Annotated in this window: 13 protein-coding genes; 9 read left to right on the top strand and 4 right to left on the bottom strand. The window is 59.9% G+C overall.

The window, feature by feature from the left end; translation table 11 throughout:
- The first annotated feature begins 3 nt into the window (after window positions 1-3).
- The 3 genes from FHR23_RS10540 (at window position 4) to agaR (ending at window position 2,572) form a co-directional block, all read left to right on the top strand.
- The gene (locus FHR23_RS10540; RefSeq protein ID WP_184003682.1) at window positions 4-810 is read left to right on the top strand and encodes a TlpA disulfide reductase family protein; all 807 of its coding nucleotides are present in this window, start codon (window positions 4-6) and stop codon (window positions 808-810) included.
- Window positions 807-1,523: a DsbA family protein gene (locus FHR23_RS10535; RefSeq protein WP_184003680.1), complete on the top strand. Its 717-nt coding sequence runs from the start codon at window positions 807-809 to the stop codon at window positions 1,521-1,523. Before FHR23_RS10540 ends, FHR23_RS10535 begins: the two co-directional genes overlap by 4 nt.
- Before the next feature lie 266 nt (window positions 1,524-1,789).
- The gene (agaR, locus tag FHR23_RS10530) at window positions 1,790-2,572 is read left to right on the top strand and encodes a transcriptional repressor AgaR (protein ID WP_184003678.1); all 783 of its coding nucleotides are present in this window, start codon (window positions 1,790-1,792) and stop codon (window positions 2,570-2,572) included.
- 102 nt (window positions 2,573-2,674) lie between these two features.
- On the opposite strand, the gene FHR23_RS10525 is transcribed toward agaR, so the two are convergent.
- Window positions 2,675-5,605, bottom strand: coding sequence for a TonB-dependent receptor (locus tag FHR23_RS10525; protein ID WP_184003676.1), 2,931 nt, complete (start codon window positions 5,603-5,605; stop codon window positions 2,675-2,677).
- Between the two features lie 331 nt (window positions 5,606-5,936).
- Here FHR23_RS10525 and FHR23_RS10520 point away from each other — a divergent pair, with 331 nt between their 5' ends.
- The 6 genes from FHR23_RS10520 to FHR23_RS10495 all read left to right on the top strand — a co-directional run bounded on the left by FHR23_RS10520 (window position 5,937) and on the right by FHR23_RS10495 (window position 13,999).
- Window positions 5,937-8,045 (top strand): glycoside hydrolase family 36 protein, encoded by a 2,109-nt coding sequence (locus tag FHR23_RS10520; protein WP_246359829.1) that lies wholly within the window; start codon window positions 5,937-5,939, stop codon window positions 8,043-8,045.
- On the top strand, window positions 8,042-8,977 hold the full coding sequence (locus tag FHR23_RS10515) for a DMT family transporter (RefSeq protein ID WP_184003674.1): 936 nt from the start codon (window positions 8,042-8,044) through the stop codon (window positions 8,975-8,977). The genes FHR23_RS10520 and FHR23_RS10515 overlap by 4 nt, the downstream gene beginning before the upstream one ends.
- Window positions 8,978-9,050: 73 nt before the next feature.
- Window positions 9,051-10,334, top strand: coding sequence for a D-tagatose-bisphosphate aldolase, class II, non-catalytic subunit (locus tag FHR23_RS10510; protein WP_184003672.1), 1,284 nt, complete (start codon window positions 9,051-9,053; stop codon window positions 10,332-10,334).
- Window positions 10,327-11,469: an SIS domain-containing protein gene (locus FHR23_RS10505; RefSeq protein ID WP_184003670.1), complete on the top strand. Its 1,143-nt coding sequence runs from the start codon at window positions 10,327-10,329 to the stop codon at window positions 11,467-11,469. The genes FHR23_RS10510 and FHR23_RS10505 overlap by 8 nt, the downstream gene beginning before the upstream one ends.
- Window positions 11,466-12,410: an N-acetylglucosamine kinase gene (locus FHR23_RS10500; RefSeq protein WP_184003668.1), complete on the top strand. Its 945-nt coding sequence runs from the start codon at window positions 11,466-11,468 to the stop codon at window positions 12,408-12,410. Before FHR23_RS10505 ends, FHR23_RS10500 begins: the two co-directional genes overlap by 4 nt.
- Before the next feature lie 32 nt (window positions 12,411-12,442).
- Complete coding sequence (locus tag FHR23_RS10495) at window positions 12,443-13,999, top strand: twin-arginine translocation signal domain-containing protein (RefSeq protein ID WP_221227480.1); 1,557 nt, start codon at window positions 12,443-12,445, stop codon at window positions 13,997-13,999.
- Between the two features lie 13 nt (window positions 14,000-14,012).
- Here the strand turns inward: FHR23_RS10495 and FHR23_RS10490 are convergent, their stop codons facing one another.
- Genes FHR23_RS10490 through FHR23_RS10480 form a run of 3 tightly spaced genes read right to left on the bottom strand, consistent with a single transcriptional unit; the run spans window position 14,013 to window position 17,640 of the window.
- Window positions 14,013-15,986 carry an alpha-galactosidase gene (locus tag FHR23_RS10490; protein ID WP_221227479.1) on the bottom strand — a complete coding sequence of 658 codons (1,974 nt, stop codon included), beginning with the start codon at window positions 15,984-15,986 and terminating at the stop codon, window positions 14,013-14,015.
- Window positions 15,987-16,018: 32 nt separating this feature from the next.
- A complete protein-coding gene (locus tag FHR23_RS10485) occupies window positions 16,019-16,777 on the bottom strand; it encodes a creatininase family protein (RefSeq protein WP_184003666.1) in 759 nt (252 codons plus the stop codon).
- The gene (locus tag FHR23_RS10480; RefSeq protein ID WP_184003664.1) at window positions 16,774-17,640 is read right to left on the bottom strand and encodes a RidA family protein; all 867 of its coding nucleotides are present in this window, start codon (window positions 17,638-17,640) and stop codon (window positions 16,774-16,776) included. The genes FHR23_RS10485 and FHR23_RS10480 overlap by 4 nt, the downstream gene beginning before the upstream one ends.
- Window positions 17,641-17,653: the final 13 nt, after the last annotated feature.

Raw genomic sequence — 17,653 nt, 5'->3', positions numbered from 1 at the left:
TCAATGTCCGGCGTCCTGCATATCGGCCCCTTTGCATTCGCACTCGACCGTCTGGTCGCGCTTGTCGTCCTGTGGCTGTTCGTCACTCTGGTCGTTGTGGTCGGGAAGCGAGCGGGCCGCAACAGCCGACCGGCGGCATGGGCAGCGTTGCTGGTCGGGCTGGCGGTCGCGCGTATCGGCTATGTCGTTCAATATTATCAGGCTTTCTCGGCTGACTGGCTGTCGGTCTTTGCCGTTTGGCAGGGTGGATTCGCGCTTATTCCGGGTCTGATCGCGGCGGCGGCGGTGCTGGTTCTGATGCTCGGGCTGAACCGGGTCGGTGGCGGTGCCGCGGCCGGTCTGGTGGTCGTCGCGTTGCTATGGGTCGGGATAGCACCGCAACTGCGCCCCGCCGCCGAGCCGCTTCCCGCCATACCCGCACTGACGCGGCTGAGCGGTGGCACCGTCGATCTCAAGACGCTGCACGGTAAACCGGTGATCCTCAATCTCTGGGCGACCTGGTGTCCGCCCTGTCGCCGTGAACTGCCCATGCTTGCGCACGAGGCAAAAACTTCCGCAGTACCGATCCTGCTGATCGATCAGGGCGAGTTGCCCGAAAAAGTACGAACTTTCCTGACCGAAAACGGCATCGACAACAGCCATGTCCTGATCGACGAACGGGGCGCGACGAGCAGCGCTCTGCACGCGCAGGCATTCCCAACCACCGTGTTCATCAACGCCGACGGCATGATCGTGAAGCGCCATATGGGGGAGATTTCCCGCGCTGCGCTTCAGGCCGGGACGGCGGCTTTGCTCAAGGAGTCTTCATGAAGCATTTTTCTCTGCCATTATTTTCGGGTTCGCGCCTGACATTGCTGTTCGCCCTGCTGCTGGTGCCGCTCCTGCTGACCCAAACGGCCTGTGCCGACTCGCCGGCCGGTCAGTCCGCCACGAATAATGCCGCACAGACGGCTGCTAATGCGGCAAAAGCGGCTGCGGCTCGCAAACGGATTACCGATAACCCTCTAGCGCCCAAATATGCGCCGAAAGGCTATGACGTCACGATTGTCGAATATTTCGATTATCAATGCCCTTATTGCCGGAAAATGTATCCGGCGCTGGCAAAGCTGCGTGCCAGCGACAAAAAGGTACGTATCGTCTATCGCGACCTGCCGATTTTCGGCGATGCTTCGGTGGAGGCGGCCCACGCGGCGATCGCATCCAACTGGCAGGGCAAACATGCGGCCTTTCATGCTGCGCTTATGACTGTTCCGGGCAAGCTCAATTCGAAAAAGATTCGTCAGGCCGCCGACAAGGCAGGCGTCAACTGGGCGCGGCTGCAACGCGATCTGAAGGTGCATGCGAAGGAAATCGACGCGCTGCTCGATTCCACGCGGCAGGAGGCGATGATGATGGGCCTGACCGGCACCCCGGCGCTGCTGATCGGACCGTATCTGGTGCCCGGTGCGATGAATTATGAGCAACTGACCAAAGCGGTCGCGCTGACCCGCAAGTATCCGGACGGCAACGCGCCGCAATCCTGAACGTACAGCCTGTCGAAGAGGACGCGTGCGGGCCAACGCTGACGCATTGCCGCGCATTCCCTCATTGCAACTGTACCGTAAATTGTCTGGAGCACCGGCGGAACCTTGCGCCCCAGCTACGCGACCGAACCCTTGCAAGGGCAGCCTTCCGGATGACGGGGGCAGGCGTGAGACGTAAATTGTAAGAAGTTTCGGTTCCAACAAAATGAAAATGATACCGATATAATTTGTGGAGCATCAACGGCTTCTGCGCTAAGCAGCACCCTATGACCGGACAGATGCGGGATACGAGCAACAGGCGGCAGAAGATCATCGCGATGCTGCACGATCAGGGGAGTGTGCAGGTGCTCTCCCTGTCGGAGCAATTCGGTGTTTCGACGCAGACGATCCGCAAGGATCTGGCATTTCTGGCGGAAAAGGGGATTTCGGTTCGCTGCTATGGCGGTGCGGTTGCCGCTGATGTGATCGGCGTCGTCGAAGAGGCGCCTGTCGACAAGAAGCGTGGGCTGCACATGTCCGAAAAGGAACGGATCGGTCGTCTTGCCGCTTCCATGGTACAGCCCGGCGATGCGATCATTCTCGATTCCGGGACTACCACAGCTCAGATCGTGCCGTTCCTGCCGGATGAGCCGGACATCATCGCCCTGACCAATGACGCGGGTATTCTTTCACAACTGATGAAGAAGCAGCATATCGAGATCGTCCTGCTGGGTGGTCGTTTGCGGCGGAAGAATATGGCCTTTTATGGGGGGCAGACCGAAGATGCGCTTGATAGCCTTCAGGTCGACCGGCTGTTTCTGGGGGTGGATGGAATCGACCTTCAGCGCGGTGTCACCACACATTTTGAAGCGGAAGCGATGCTCAATCGAAAGATGGTGCGTGCCGCCCGTCAGGTCATCGCCGTAACCGACGGCAGCAAGTTCGGCCGCACCTGTCTGCACCGTATCATGGGCATGGATGAGATCGACGTCCTGATCACCGATACCCAGGCGCCCGAAGAGAGTCTGGATCAGGCACGTAAACAGGGGTGCGACATTCGTATCGCCTGAGAAGCAGGGGTTTTCCCAAGTTTTCCTAGGGCCATGACCCTAGTCAGTTTATCGGACTGCCGCTCCCGGCGGACGATCGGGAGCGGCAGTTCTTCGGGGGCGTCAGAATCCGAAACGGATGCCCGCCGTATAGGTCCGGCCATAAGCGGTATATCCCGCCCCGACGCTGCTGCTGGTACCCACGGCACCCGAGGCCCAGATAATATTGGGGTCGCCGTTCAGATAGGTGCGCACGATCGAATTGGTCAGGTTCCGTCCTTCGACATAGACCTTGATGCGTTTGGTGATGTCATAGGATGCCGTCGCCGTGACCCAGTCATATGCCTTGGCGATTGCCGGGACGCCATCGATCTCCGTGTAGTTGGAATAGGTGAAGGAGCTGGAATGGTCCCAGGAAACACTGAGCGACACCGGCCCGTGTTCATAAAAGGGATTGATCGAGAAAGTGGTCGGGGAAACGCCTGCGACGCTTCCGACATCTACACCGTCGACGGATGCGTGGCTCCAGGTGTGGGTGAACTGGGCACGGATACCGAATCCGTTGTTCAGCATATGTTGCCAGCTCAGTTCGATGCCGTAGATTTTGGACGTGTCGCCGTTGATCGGTTCGACAACGCTGAACAGCAGGGGCTGGCAGGGATTGCCGTTAAAACAGCCGACTGCACCGATATCAACATTGTTGCGTTCGATCGTGGTGATATCGCCGCGCAGTTTCTTTCCGAATATGGCGACGGAAACCATGTCGTTACGGTGATAATACCATTCCAGTGAAGCATCGGCTTGCCATGCCTTGATCGGTTTCAGATCGGCATTGCCGTCATAATAGACGACATAATTCTGGTCACTGGTGTCGTCGGTTTCGGTCGGTGCAAACTGATTGAGGTTGGGCCGGGCCATGGTCTGCGCGACGGCAAGCCGCAGATGCAGATTATCGGTCAGGCCGAAATTCACATTCGCCGCCGGCAGGGGGATGGTATAATTGCCATGTGCAACCAGCGGGGTGGCATCCGAATATTCGGTGATCCCGGCGCTGGTCGGGTTGGCGGTATCGGCCACGGTCACCGAAATGATCTTGTTGACGGCCGTTTTGGCGGTGGTGTTGGTGTGTACCAGCCGTACGCCGATATTGCCGCTCCAGTGCGGTCCGCCAAAACTCGCCTCGATATAGCCGGCAAACGTTTCTTCGGTCACGGCATAGGAATTGGTCGGATTGAACTGCGGCAGGGTGTCCGCAAAGTTATAGACGCCCTCGCCGGAGGTATAGTTCGGCGTACCGTCGAGCGATTTCAGGCCATCGAGAAGCGCCTGAGCATTGATGAGTACCTGCGTGGTCGGGAAACTGCCGCCGGCGCCTGCGAAATAGTTGGGGAAGTTGAACGTCGAGATTACGTTCTGCCCCATGGTGGCAAAGGTAATCGGTCCCGGCTGGCCGGGCATGGTGTTGTACAGCGTGCTGTACTGGTTCGATCCGTTCGTCCAGTCATTGCTGATATCCCGCCGGGACTTGGAGCGTTTCTGATAGCTGAAGCCGGCGTCGATATGTTTCAGGAAGCTGTTATCGACACTGTAGGTGGCATCGAGTTTTGCCCCCGTCACGGTGTCGGTGATCGTGTCGCCCGACAGGCCGTCATAGTGCGTGCTCCACAGACTCTGATTGTCGAGCTGTCCTGATGCCAATGCCGTGGCGTAATCGGTGCCGTCCGGCAACGTGACGCTGATATTCGGCATTTCGTTGGGATTGGCCGAAAAGTGCATGATATTCTGGTTATAGGGTGTCGGGGACACCAGCCCGGCCGTCAGGAAGGTATCGGTGCCGCCTTCCGGGCGGTTGGCGTGCGAGCGATAGATGTCGGTGCGCAGCGTCAGGTTCGAACTTGCCTCCCAGTCGGCATTGAGGCCGACCAGATAAGTGTCGACGACCCGGTGAATGGTCTGATTCACGATTTCCGGATCGAAATTATTAGCGGTGAACTGGGTAATGAATCCGTTCTTCACCGTCACGTCGGACCATTCGGGCAGGCCGTTGGCGTCATAGGTGAAGTCGGGATAATAGGACTGGTTATACGCAACCTGCGGATCGGTGAGCTTGGTGTACATCCCGTCGACCGTCACATGCAGCGTATCGGTGGGTTTCCATTCCAGCGTACTGGTAACCGCAAATCGCTTTTTACGATCCACGACCGAGCCGAACTGAATGCAGCAAAGACCGTTTACCGCTTGCGCATTGGCGGGCGGGTCGGAAGAGTCGGTCGGTGCAGGCGGCCATACGCCGGGATTGTCGGGATCCCATGTCGAATAGTTCAGGGCGTCGGTACGGAATTTCTCGTCCGAATAAACGACCCCAACGAGCAGGCCGAGCGTTTCCGCCGCATTGGTCTTGCTGACAAAGCCCGAAACCTTGAAGCCGCCATATTCGGACATGTCATTGTAATTGCCCTCGGCGCGCAACGCCATGTGGAAACCGGGATGGTCGAAGGGGCGGGCGGAACGCAGATTGACCGTGCCGCCGATGCTGCCTTCAACCGCAGAAGCCTGGGGCGATTTGAGTACGTCAGCGCCTGAAATCACATCCGCAGGCAAGATATCGAAAGCAAAGTCGCGTCCGTCATCGTCGGTCGCGAGGATCCGGCCGTTCAGAGTGGTGATATTATATTGTGAGCCCAGCCCGCGGACGCTGACATACTGGCCTTCACCGCCGGTGGTGCGGTTGATGGTGATGCCGGTGATGTGCTGCAGCGAGTCGGCTACGTCGCTGTCCGGGAAGCGGCCAAGTTCGGTTGCATTGACCGAATCGAGCACAACTGCGGCATCGCGTTTGACCTGAACCGATTTGTCCAGACTGCCCCGAATGCCGACGATCACGATATCCTTGCTTGCCTGATCGGCGAGGGCGGTATCGGACGTGCCCGTAGGTTGTGTGTCTGACGATTTTGCGGGCTGACTCTGCTGGGTTTGCGCCATCGCGACGGTGGAGGTCATGGCCAGAGCGACGGCTAACATACTGGTGGTCGTGCGATACGTGCGAAAGGCCATATGTCCCCCTATAAATCCCGTAATTAAATTTCACTTTCTTTCAATGTGTATTTTCTTTTGCATTGAAGCAACCCCTTTTTTGCAGGGTTGTGACGCCGATTGTCTTGTTGCAGTCCACGCAACTATACGCCTGATTCGTAAGGTGCTTGATAGAATGTTGTTATATTACATATGATTATAGAAATTATTGAGGGGTTTATCCGCTGCTGAGCCGGACTGATTTGAGCGCCTGTCCGAAATAAAGCTTCTCTGGGAAATTGTTTTCGTTTGATTTCACTTACGCGTCTGTGCAAGCATCTGGTTGCCGAATGATGGAGGTGCGAAGGCGCCGATGAGCATGGAATTCGATATGGATGGCAACGGATATACGCGGCGGACCACCTTGTCCGCGTTGCTGGCGGGATCGGCGGCAACAATTGTGGGAACCGCCGCGCCGCGGCGCGTATGGGCTTCGCAAAAACCGCTGGTAACGGCGACAGATGGTGTGCTGGCGATCGCGTTCGACGGTGCGTTATATTCAACCGTGCATCGCGACGGCACGCCGATTTCCGTGCTGGAGGCAGGGGAGGGCGTGCGGCTGGAAGACGGTGCGGTTCTCGACCGTTTCCTGCTGCTCGACCATTCGATTGCTCCGCTCAAGGGAGGTCACAAGGGCAAACGATGCCGGTTGCGCGGCGTAGCCGACGGCCGGTTGGAAAAAACCCTGGATATCGTATTTCGCGACGACTTTCCCGGTGCCGCGACGATGACGGTACGCTATCGCAATGTCGGTACGTCCCCGCTGGTCATCGCGGCGTGGTGGTCCGCTGCGCATAAACTGCTCGCGCATCCCGCAGGGGCATGGACCTTTGCCGGATCGTCGCACCCGGATCGCCGGGACTGGGTTCAGCCGGTCACGGCGGACTTCCAGCAGCGCAACTATATGGGCATGAACGGATCGGATTATGGCAGCGGGACACCGGTTTCGGTGGTATGGCGCCCCGATGTCGGGCTGGCCGTCGGCCATGTTGAAACGGTTCCGAAGCTGATCGCGCTTCCGGTCGCATCGCAGCCAGGTGGGACGCGTATCGCGCTGGAGGGCGACCGGCCGATCCTGCTCGACCCCGGCGAAACAACGCGCTTGCCGGAAACCTTTATCATGGCGCATCGCGGCGATCATTTCGTCCCGCTCGATACCTATCGGCAGATCATGGCCGAGCGGGGGCTTGTCGCGCCGCCGGTGCCTGAATCAAGCTATGAACCGATCTGGTGCGCCTGGGGATATGAGCGTAATTTTACGCTCGATCAGGTTTATGGAACGCTCGACAAGGCGAAGGCGGTCGGGTGCGACTGGGCGGTGCTCGACGACGGCTGGCAAAAGGCGGTTGGCGACTGGGTAGCCGATACCGCGAAATTTCCCGACGGCAATGCCGGGATGAAGGCGTTTGCCGACCGGATCAAGGCATCGAAAATGCGGCCTAAACTCTGGGTTTCACCGCTTTCTGCAGCACCCGACAGTGACCTGATGCGCGATCATCGTGATATGTTGTTGCTGGACGCCAGCGGGGCCGCGCAGAATGTCACCTGGTGGAATAGTTTTACGCTGTGCCCGGCATATGCGCCGACGGTCGATTATTTCAAAAAGGTTGTGCAGCGAATCATCGGCGACTGGGGCTTTGAGGGCCTCAAGCTCGACGGACAGGATCTGAACGGTGTCGCGCCCTGTTTCAATCCGGCGCATAACCATGCCCGGCCTGAGGAGTCGGTGGAAAAGCTGCAGGATTTCTGGAAGGCGATTTACGACACGGCGATTGCGATCAACCCCGACGCCAATGTCGAGATTTGCCCGTGCGGCGACTCTTTCGCCTTTTTCAATATTCCGGCGATCAACAATACACCGGCTTCCGATCCGGAATCGTCCTGGCAGGTCCGTCTGAAGGGCAAGACGTTCAAGGCGATGATGGGGGCGTCGGCACCCTATACCGGCGATCATGTCGAACTGAGCGATGGCGGCGACGATTTCGCCTCGACCTATGGCATCGGGGCGATTCCGGCGACCAAATTTACCTGGCCCAAAGATACCGACAAGCCGACAGACAAGCTGCCGCCCGGCGGCTTCGTACTGACGCCGGAAAAAGAAAAGCTCTGGCGAAAGTGGATCGAGCTCTACCGCAAGAACATGCTTGCCAGGGGGCAATATCGCGGAGAACTCTACGATATCGGCTTTGACAAACCGGAAGGGCATGCCGTCGCCGCCGGTGGCGCAATGCACTATGCCTTTTATGCCAAAAAATGGGACGGGCCGGTCGAACTGAGAGGACTGGGGAAAGGCACGTACAGGCTGACCAACAGCTTCACCGGCGAGCAACTAGGTACGGTGACTGCCGGCCGTAATACGGTCCATCTGACCTTCACCCATGCCGTCATGATCGAAGCCATGCCTGCAGGAGGGGCGGCATGAACGCTGTTCCATCACCTTCCGGGCGGGCGTGGCTGCTCAATGCCCTGATTACCGTCGTGCTGTGGGGATTCTGGGGCGCGTTCTCCAGCCTGTCGCCCGAACATGGTTTCCCCGAAACGCTGGTGTACTGCGTCTGGGCGCTGACGATGATTCCACCGGCATTTATTGCTCTGCGCATCGGCGGCGGCAGACTGGACCGCAGCCCACGCGCGATCGCATACGGCATGGCGGTCGGGCTGCTCGGCGCGGGGGGGCAGATGGTGCTGTTTTACGCCGTCACGCGGGGGCCCGCCTATCTGATCTTTCCGATCATATCGCTGTCGCCGCTGGTGACGATTGTCATGTCCTTCGCCTTTCTGGGGGAGCGTACCGGAAAGCTGGGCATCGTCGGTATCGTGCTGGCGCTGATCGCCCTGCCCATCTTCAACTATTCTCCGGCGGACGGAGGTTCGACGAGCGGAGCGATATGGTTCTTCCTCGCATTGATCGTGATGCTGTGCTGGGGAGTGCAGGCCTATTTCATGAAGTCGGCCAACAACTATATGTCGGCGGAAGGCATCTTCTTCTACATGATGATCGCCGGACTGCTGCTGGTCCCGGTCGCCTGGGTGCTGACCGACCGGTCGCAACCGATCAACTGGGGCTGGGACGGCCCCGCCCTCGCTGCCGGAATTCAGGTACTTAACGCCATCGGTGCGCTAACCCTCGTATTCGCATTTCGATACGGAAAGGCGATCATCGTTGCACCGCTCAGCAACGCCGGTGCCCCGCTTGCCACCGCGATCATCTCCCTGATCGCGCTGGGCGTGATGCCGGGAATGTTGAAGGTCGTCGGCTTGTTGCTGGCGCTTGCCGCCTCGGTACTGCTCGCGATCGAACCTGACGCTGCTGACGAGACGGCCGAATCGGAACTTGAACCCAGCACGATATAAATTTCATTATACATCGTTTTGTTGCGTTTCATTTCCTTTCGCGGTATCGAGAAAGGGAATTCAAGGAGTAGGCATGAAAGCAATTCGCGACCTCATCGCCCGGCATAAATCAGGTGAGAGCGTCGGCATCCCATCGGTCTGTACGGCACACCCGCTGGTCATAGAGGCAACCTTACGGCATGCGCTTGCCCAGGACGCGCAGATTGTTCTGATCGAGGCGACGTCCAATCAGGTGAATCAGGATGGCGGCTATACGGGCATGGACCCGGCTGCTTATCGTGATTTCGTATGGGCGATTGCGGACCGGATCGGCTTTCCGCATGCGCGTCTGGTGCTGGGCGGTGACCATCTCGGTCCTAATGCATGGACAAAGCTTTCTGCCGAGGAAGCGATGGCTAAGGCGGAGATCATGGTGGGCGCCTATGTCGCCGCCGGTTTCGGAAAAATCCATCTCGACTGCTCGATGAGCTGTGCCGACGATCCGGTGCCGCTTGCCGAAGCCGTCATTGCCGAGCGGGCGGCGCGGCTGTGCCGGGCGGCGGAAGCGGCCTATGATGGCGGCCCGGAATATGCCCCGGCCTATATTATCGGAACTGAGGTGCCGGTTCCCGGCGGCGCTGCCGAAGATCTGGACGAACTGACTGTCACGACGCCGGAAGCGGCGCTGGCAACGCTCGGCATGCATCGGGAGTTATTCGTCAGTCAGGGCCTGTCCGGAGCATGGGACAGGGTGATCGCAACGGTGGTTCAGCCGGGTGTCGAATTCGATCATGACAAGGTGGTCGATTATCTCCCCGAAAAGGCGGCCGCCCTCAGCGCTGCGATTGAGCCTGTCGACCACATTGTTTATGAAGCGCATTCGACCGATTACCAGACGCCTGCCGCGCTTGCCGCGCTTGTACGTGACCATTTTGCGATCCTGAAGGTCGGGCCGGGCGTCACCTTTGCCTTGCGTGAGGCGTTATGGGCGCTTGATGCCATCGAGCGGGAGACGGTGCCCGAAGCAAAGCGCAGCGGCCTTCGTGCCGTGACGCTGGAACGGATGCATGCTGAGCCGGGCAACTGGTCGAAATATTATCACGGCACCGGGGCCGGTCTCGATTTCCAGCTTCAATACAGTTTCAGCGACCGCATCCGTTATTACTGGCCCGATCCGCAGATTGCCGCCGCGCAGGAAAAGCTGTTCGCGAACCTGCGTGAACGAGTGCCGCCGCTACCGCTGGTCAGCCAGTATCTTCCCAATGTTTTTGCCGCGCACCGCGCGGGGCGCGTCACGCTTGACCCGGCAGATATGACGATTGCGCATATTTCCGCCACGCTCGACGCCTATTACGGAGCCTGCCACCCCCATGTCTGATCTTCTTTCGGCGGCCAAAGCATCAGCGGATGATGCCGAAACCTGGACGCGCCGCGAAATCCTGCAACAGCCGGAAACCCTGCGCGGGACATATGCGCTGCTGATGCAGCAGCGCCAGCCCATTGAAGCATTTCTTGCCCCGTTGCTGGCAAAGCCGGATTTGCGCATTATTCTGGCGGGCGCGGGTACCTCGGCCTTTATCGGCGAATGCCTTGCCATGTCGCTGGCGCGGCGTACCGGGCGTCGTGTCGAAGCGGTCGCAACCACCGATATCGTCAGCGCCCCCGATCTCTATCTGGAAGCCGACACGCCGACGCTGCTCGTGTCGTTCGGCCGTTCGGGCAACAGCCCGGAAAGTGTGGCGGCGGTCGAACTGGTCGATGCGCGGGTAACGGACAGGCAGCACCTTATCATCACCTGCAATGCCGACGGGGCACTGGCCGGGCGGCGGGGCGATGACGCTCATGTCATTGTGCTGCCCGAAGCGACCCATGACCGGGCCTTTGCAATGACGTCCAGTTTTTCGGCAATGATGCTGACGGCACTGGCAGCTTTTTCGGGCATCGAGGCGTTTGCGGAGCGAGTCCGGGCGATTGCGGATGCTGTCGCGCAGATGACGGCGGAGGTCGAGCAGCCAATGGCGGCTTTGGCCGCACGCAGCTTTTCCCGTGTGGTATATCTGGGTAGCGGTCCGTTTCGGGGACTGGCGCGGGAAGCTGCACTCAAGCTGCTTGAACTCACTGACGGCAGGGTCGTCACCCTGTTCGATTCTACCCTCGGTTTCCGGCATGGGCCAAAGACGGTGGTCAATGCCGAAACGCTGATTGTCGTTTTCGTCTCGAACGACCCGCTCACCCGTGCCTATGATCGCGACATGATCGATGAATTGCGCGCCGATGGTGTGGCCGGGACCGTTCTGGCGGTGTCCGCGCAGGATGAGGGAAAGGATACGATCAGCGTTTCCGGACTTGCCGATACGGGCGATGTCGATCTGCTGTTCCCCTATATCGTTCCCGCACAGCTTTTTGCCTTGCAGGCGTCGTTCAATCTGGGCCTGACCCCGGACACGCCAAACGCGACCGGGACGGTCAATCGTGTGGTACAGGGCGTGCGTATTCACAGTTCTCAGTCATGAAGGGTTCGCGCTGGTTCCTTGGCGTCGACGGCGGCGGTACCAAGACGGAATTTGTTTGTATCGATGCGGCTGGGAAAGTCGCGGCGAGACAGATTGAAGGCACGACCTATCACTTGCAGGTCGGGCTGGACGGCGCAGTGCGGGCGCTGGAAGCGGGCATTGCGGGCATTTGCGCCCAGCTCGATACCGATCCGGGCGACCTTGCCTTTGTGTTCTGCGGATTGCCCGCATTCGGAGAGGACGCGGCGATCGATCCGCAACTCGCGGCGCAATGCGGCCGCTTGCTGGGTCACGGCCGCTATCGGTGCGGCAACGACATGATTTGCGGCTGGGCGGGATCGCTGGCCTGTGCCGACGGGATCAACCTTGTCGCCGGGACCGGTTCGATCGGCTATGGCGAACGGCAGGGCAAAGCCGCCCGCGTCGGCGGCTGGGGCGAATTGTTCAGTGATGAAGGATCCGCCTACTGGATTGCAGTTCAGGGGCTGAACGCCTTCAGCCGGATGAGCGACGGACGGTTGCCCAGAGGGCCGCTGCATGAAGTCTTTCGTCAGCGATTCGATCTGGTCGATGATCTGGACATCTGCGCGCAGGTAATGGGCGAGCAGGGGTTGCAGCGCGACGGGATTGCGGGGCTCGCGCCCGTCGTTGCGCAGGCGGTTGCCGCCGGCGATGCGGTCGCCATCGATATCCATGAACGGGCTGCGGACGAACTTGCCGCAATGGCACGGGCATTGCGCGAAACACTGGGGTTCGACTCCGCAGAAGCGGTGCCGCTGTCCTGGTCGGGCGGCGTGCTGGCCAATGACGCCTCGGTGCGCGGGCGGCTGGAGGCGCGTCTGGGGGACAGGGGACGTTATGACTTTGTCGAGCCGCGCCATTCCCCGGCCTATGGCGCGGCGCTGTATGCCGCCCATCTGGCAGGTGCAACCATCCCCTGAAACCATCGCCCCGACAGTGAGGAGAAGTGCCGGTGAAACGCAGAGATTTCCTCAAGGTCGGTGCGGCCGGTATGGCAACGGCGGGGCTGGGCGCGCGCGCAGCCGATGCGCAATATCTCGAACATCGCTGGTCCGGCCATGACTGGGGCGGCGGTCCGGCTGTTCCCGACCGGCTGTATCAGGGGGCGTTCACCAATTATGGCGCGGACGCGAACGCGCCGGGTGGAGAGGTTGTCATGGCAACCTCTCCTTCGCGCGATATCGTACCGAATTACGGTATGGGACTGACAGCCTATGTTTCGGGCGATATCGGGCCGCCGCACCTGCCGGGTCAGTCGCTCGAAAAGGCGATTGAGGACATCGTCGCCCTACCGTTTACGCAGAAGGTCTATCTTCGTCCCAACTGGCGCGAAGTGCAGTCGCGGCCCGGCAAGCTGGATCTGCCCGACTGGTGGCGGATCACCCTCGATTGTGCCGCCCATTACGGCAAGCGGGTCGGGTTTCGGATCATGCTGGAAAATCCCGACTTCCCCGAACCCGGCATGCCCGACTTCCTGATCGGGAAAGTCCCTTATGTACCCCTGAAAGGAGACTGGCCGGGAGATCGGTCTCAGACCCGCTATCGCAAGAAACAGGCAATGCCGCGCTATGACGATCCTGCCTATCAGGCGGCGTTCGAGGAACTGAATGCGCTGCTTGCCGACCGGTATGACGGCAATCCCCATGTCGAATATATGGACACCATGATGTACGGTTTCTGGGGGGAGGGGCATAGCTGGCCGTTCGAGGGGAACCCTTTTCCCAGCGATATGGTTGCGGCCCGGACGATGATGCAGATGTTCGACGTCCAGCTACGGCACTGGACAAAGACTCCGCTGGTCACGAACACCCAGCCCGATTTCAGCCATGTCGGCAATGCGGCGGTGCTGGATCGCACGGTGCGGTCGCATAACTGGATCCGCAGCGACACGATCTTCATCGAAAACACCCAGATCGAGGCGTTGAGCAACCGGCCCGCCTGGACTGCGGCGATCAGTGAAGTTGGAATGACGACGGGTGCACCGGATCAACTGACCATCGTCGACGGGGTTACCAAGAACGAGCAGATTATTGCGCATGTCCTGGCAGTCGGAGCGAATTACTGGTCGATCTGGAACTGGCACGACATTTCGGCCGTGCATGTGCGCAGCTATTACGACAAATATCCGCAGGCTATCGATCATATCGCGCGCCGGATCGGCTATCGCGTCTATCCCGCTTTCATCTGGTCGTTCGAACGGGACGGCGGGAAGGGGGTGGTGATCGGGCTTGCCAATGACGGTGTCGCCGGAGTTCCCGGCGTCATCCGCCTGACGCTGAAGGATGAGGCGGGTCAGGTTGTCGCGATGGGCGGTGTGGACTCCGGCTTTCCGAAACCGAGCGGTGTGCATCAGGTGATGCTCGAATGGCCGGATACACGAGACTGGCAGGGGCTGAAGCTGAGCGCCGAACTGGAAGTGAAGGGGGTTCTTCACCCGCTCAACTGGGCGTGCCGGCAGCCGCTGAACCGCGATGGCTCCCTGACCCTGAAGCGCAACATTCAGGGATAACCGGTGCCCCGATTCACGATATCGGCGTGAGTTCCAGAGTCAGTACCTCGAACGGTCTGAGATGGAGGAGGGTCGGCTGGCCTGCGTCCAGATGCTCAGGCACCGCGGCCCCATCCGGCCAGACTGTTTTCGCCGCATAGCCGGTCGGTGCTCCCTGGGGCAGTTCGAGCGCGCTGCCGGGATGGAGCAGATAGGTTTGCGATCTGTCATCGGGGTTGCGCAGGGTGATAATCGACTTTTCCCGGCTCCATGCCGCCCAGCCATAGACCTGCAACCGCCCCGGATCGCCGCCGATCCAGTGAGTATCCTTCAGCACATCGGCATTGGAACGCGACCAGCGGGCGGCCTGTGCCAGCATATCCCAGTTTTTCCGGGTCAGCAGCGATGGAGTGATATACATTTCCTGCAACTCGGTGCCGGTGCCGAAAAAGGAATGCACTTCGTTGGCGAAGTCGTTTCCGGGGTCGCTGTTTAGTCCCGGCGCGTGCTGGGCATAAATAATACCGTGCAGCATCAGGGAGTTGAGGGGAAAAAGCGGGCCGCCGATGACGATGTTTTCATAGGTTTGCTGGTCGCGATAGGTGATCCAGCGTTCGCGTGGCGTACCGACACCGGTAAATGCATGGTCGGCACCGCCGCGCCAGATGGTATCGGCATAGCGCAGCCAGGCCGGAGAGGGATAGGTGCCGGTGGTCAGGTTGATGAACAGGCCCGGCTTGGCCGCACGCAAATCCTCGATCAGTTGAATCGCCGCGTCGAAATCGCTGTTGAAGCGGCTGCCGGGGACGACCTGATCGGCATTGCCGGTGCCATCAAACTTGAACTGGTTGACGCCCTGTTGCGTAACCAGCGCCATCGTCACGGCATGAAAACGCTTGTAATAATTGGGACCGGACAGCGCGAGACCGCCCTTGATCGTTTCATAGCCCCGTGCCTTGCCGTTCCTGACGCGCTCCTTCTTGGCTTCGTCATATCCCCCCCATGGGGACAGCCAGATGCCGGGGGCGGCACCGCATTTCGCGGCGGCATTGCGCAGGGGAATCAGGCCGTCGGGAAAATCCTTGCTGAAGCCCCAGCTACCCGTGCGATCATCCCATCCGTCATCGAACAGAAAGGAATCAATCTTCACGCCGCGTTTTTCGGAAAGTTCGCGGCAGAAGCTATTGATCCGCTCCACCGCCTGATCCGCGGTATAGGGATTGGTGAACCCGATATCGTACCAGCTGTTATAGTGCAGAAAGGGGCGATAGGGATGCGCGCGCTGATCCGCCAGATAGGCCTGAAATCCCCGGCGAAGCTGCCCCTTGGCGGTGACGCCGACGGCGGCGGAATAGGTGACCGATTTCCCCTTTTCCAGCGGTAGTGCACGGTCGATCCATAGTTTGACCGATCCGTCGTCAATCCCGGCCTGACTTTGCGACAGCGGGTGTTCGAACTGAAAGTAATCCGGGCCGGAAACGATCGGCGAGCCTTTGACGCGCCCGACCACTTCGGCATTGGCGGCGGTCGCATCGAACAGGTCCACGCGCGGGATCTGTTCGTCCTGCTTCAGGGCCCTGATTGTCACCACTTCGCGCAGATATCGGGCATCGGCGACCTGAATCAGTCGCCATTTGACCTCAATCCGTCCGGCCTTGTCGATGAAGGTCGCCGCCACCTGCGTGCGGGGTTTACGGTCCGCCAGCCGCGATGCATCCGGTTCGGGCGCGATCGTGCTGCGCACCGGGGGCGCCCTCATCGTCAGCGTCGCAGGCGTCAGTACACTGCCGTCGCTCAGATGGAGAGCAAAGGGCGCCGATACCTTCATGACGCGATGGTTGAGGCCGTCGCGGACGGTCATATCCTGCAGATGACCGCCTGAGACCGACCAGTGTGCGCTGACCGGGGCATTGCCGAACGAGGATGGTGCATCGGGTGCAGGTGCGGCCCCGATGCACCATGCCAGAGCCAGCGTGCCGATGGATGTCTTTGCGATGAAATGGCCCATGATAGTTCCCCCAAATGCTATGGATGGCGGCGTTACGCCGATCCCAGATCGCCGATCATCGTGCACAGACGCTCCACAACGGTATCGGCGATCCGTGCGCCTTTTTCCGGAGAGGCAAAGGAGGGGCGGCCGACCGTACCCGTTCCGCCCGACTGCGTGCGCATGGACCGATACACGATGCCGCTGGGGGCGGTCAGCATGTCGGCCTGGGCCCAGCAATAGGGCTGCGGCATGTCCGGATCGGCAATTGCGTCCTGATCGACCAGTCCAGGCAGGAAATGTTCGATCAGCGAGGTTTCAAATTCGCAGGCATGGCCGACGCCGCCAAAGCCCGATTCGCGAATGTCGAGCAATGCGTCATGCGCCACCGTCCACCATGTCAGCATCGCCACCTGCGCATCGGGATGGGCATGGCCCATTTTTTCGACGATGACCCTGCCGATCGCTTCGTTGCCGCCATGGCTGTTGAACAGCACGACCGTGCGAAAGCCCTGGGCGAGCGCACTGTTCAGCACGTCACAGATATAGGCGAGCATGGTTTCGTGGCGGATCGTCAGGGTACCGGCAAAGTCGCTGTGATGCGCCGAGCAGCAAATCTGTAGCTGCGGCAGGACCAGCATCCGTTCCGGCATCCGCGCTTCCACCATGCTGAGCAGGTTGGCGCCGATCATCGCGTCTGTGCCGACGGGAAGATGATGGCCGTGTTGTTCCACCGCGCTGATGTTCATGACCAGCGGGAGCGCCCGATTGACCTGCGCGATCTGCGGTGAGGTCATTTCCGTCCATTTCATGGTTTCGTCGCCCACATTTCAATTTCAACGAGAAAGCCCGGGAGAAGGCCGGCCTGTACCGCCGTTCGGGCGGGATAGGGTTCCTGCATATATTCGCGGTACACGGTGTTGAATTGTCCCCACCCATCCAGATCGGTGAGATAGACCGTTACCTTGAACACTTCCGAAAGCCCGCTGCCGGCCGCCTCCAGTTGAGCGCGGCAATTGTCCATCGTGACGCGGGTTTGTTCTTCCAGCGTATCGCCGATGACATTGCCGTCGAGGTCAACGGGCGCCTGCCCGGAAATGACCAGAATACGGGCGCCCGGCCGGGTTTCGACCACGGGGGTATAGGGGCCTGCGGTCTTATGCTGGGTGAGGGCGGCCGGACGGAACGGCGTTGCCCCGGTGTTCGCCATATAGCCGACAAAGCCGGAAATCTTCCAGCGACCCTCTTCGCGGCGGCAGAAATATTGCGTCTGCCAGTCCAGAAATGCCGATCCGCCATCCCGGAGCGGCAGTGAGCCGTGAAACTTCTTGTGCGCAATCGCGAAATCGCCGTCGATATCGATTCGCTCCAGCCGGGTGGCTGCATGCAAGGCGGTCATTGCATGGGCAGGGTCGACCGTTGCCGCGGTTTCTGCCGCCTGACGCAGCCATTCATCGCGATAGGTGTCGAGTGATGCGAAACGCGGAACCCATTGATCGGGATCGGCGCTGCCACGCGCATCGACGCCGAAAAAACCGGTTTTCACGAAATCGTCGGCGACAGTGGTCCACGCCTGTGCCAGATATGCCGCGATGTCGCGCGTGACCAGCATCGTCCATATGGCGTTACGATTCTGATCGTCGGCAGGAAAAGGAGATTTTGAAAGCGGGGTCATTATGGAAATCCGG

The organism is Stakelama sediminis (genome assembly GCF_014199335.1).
GTDB classification, from domain to species: Bacteria; Pseudomonadota; Alphaproteobacteria; order Sphingomonadales; family Sphingomonadaceae; genus Sphingomonas; species Sphingomonas sediminis.
This window is presented reverse-complemented; position numbering and strand designations above follow the sequence as displayed.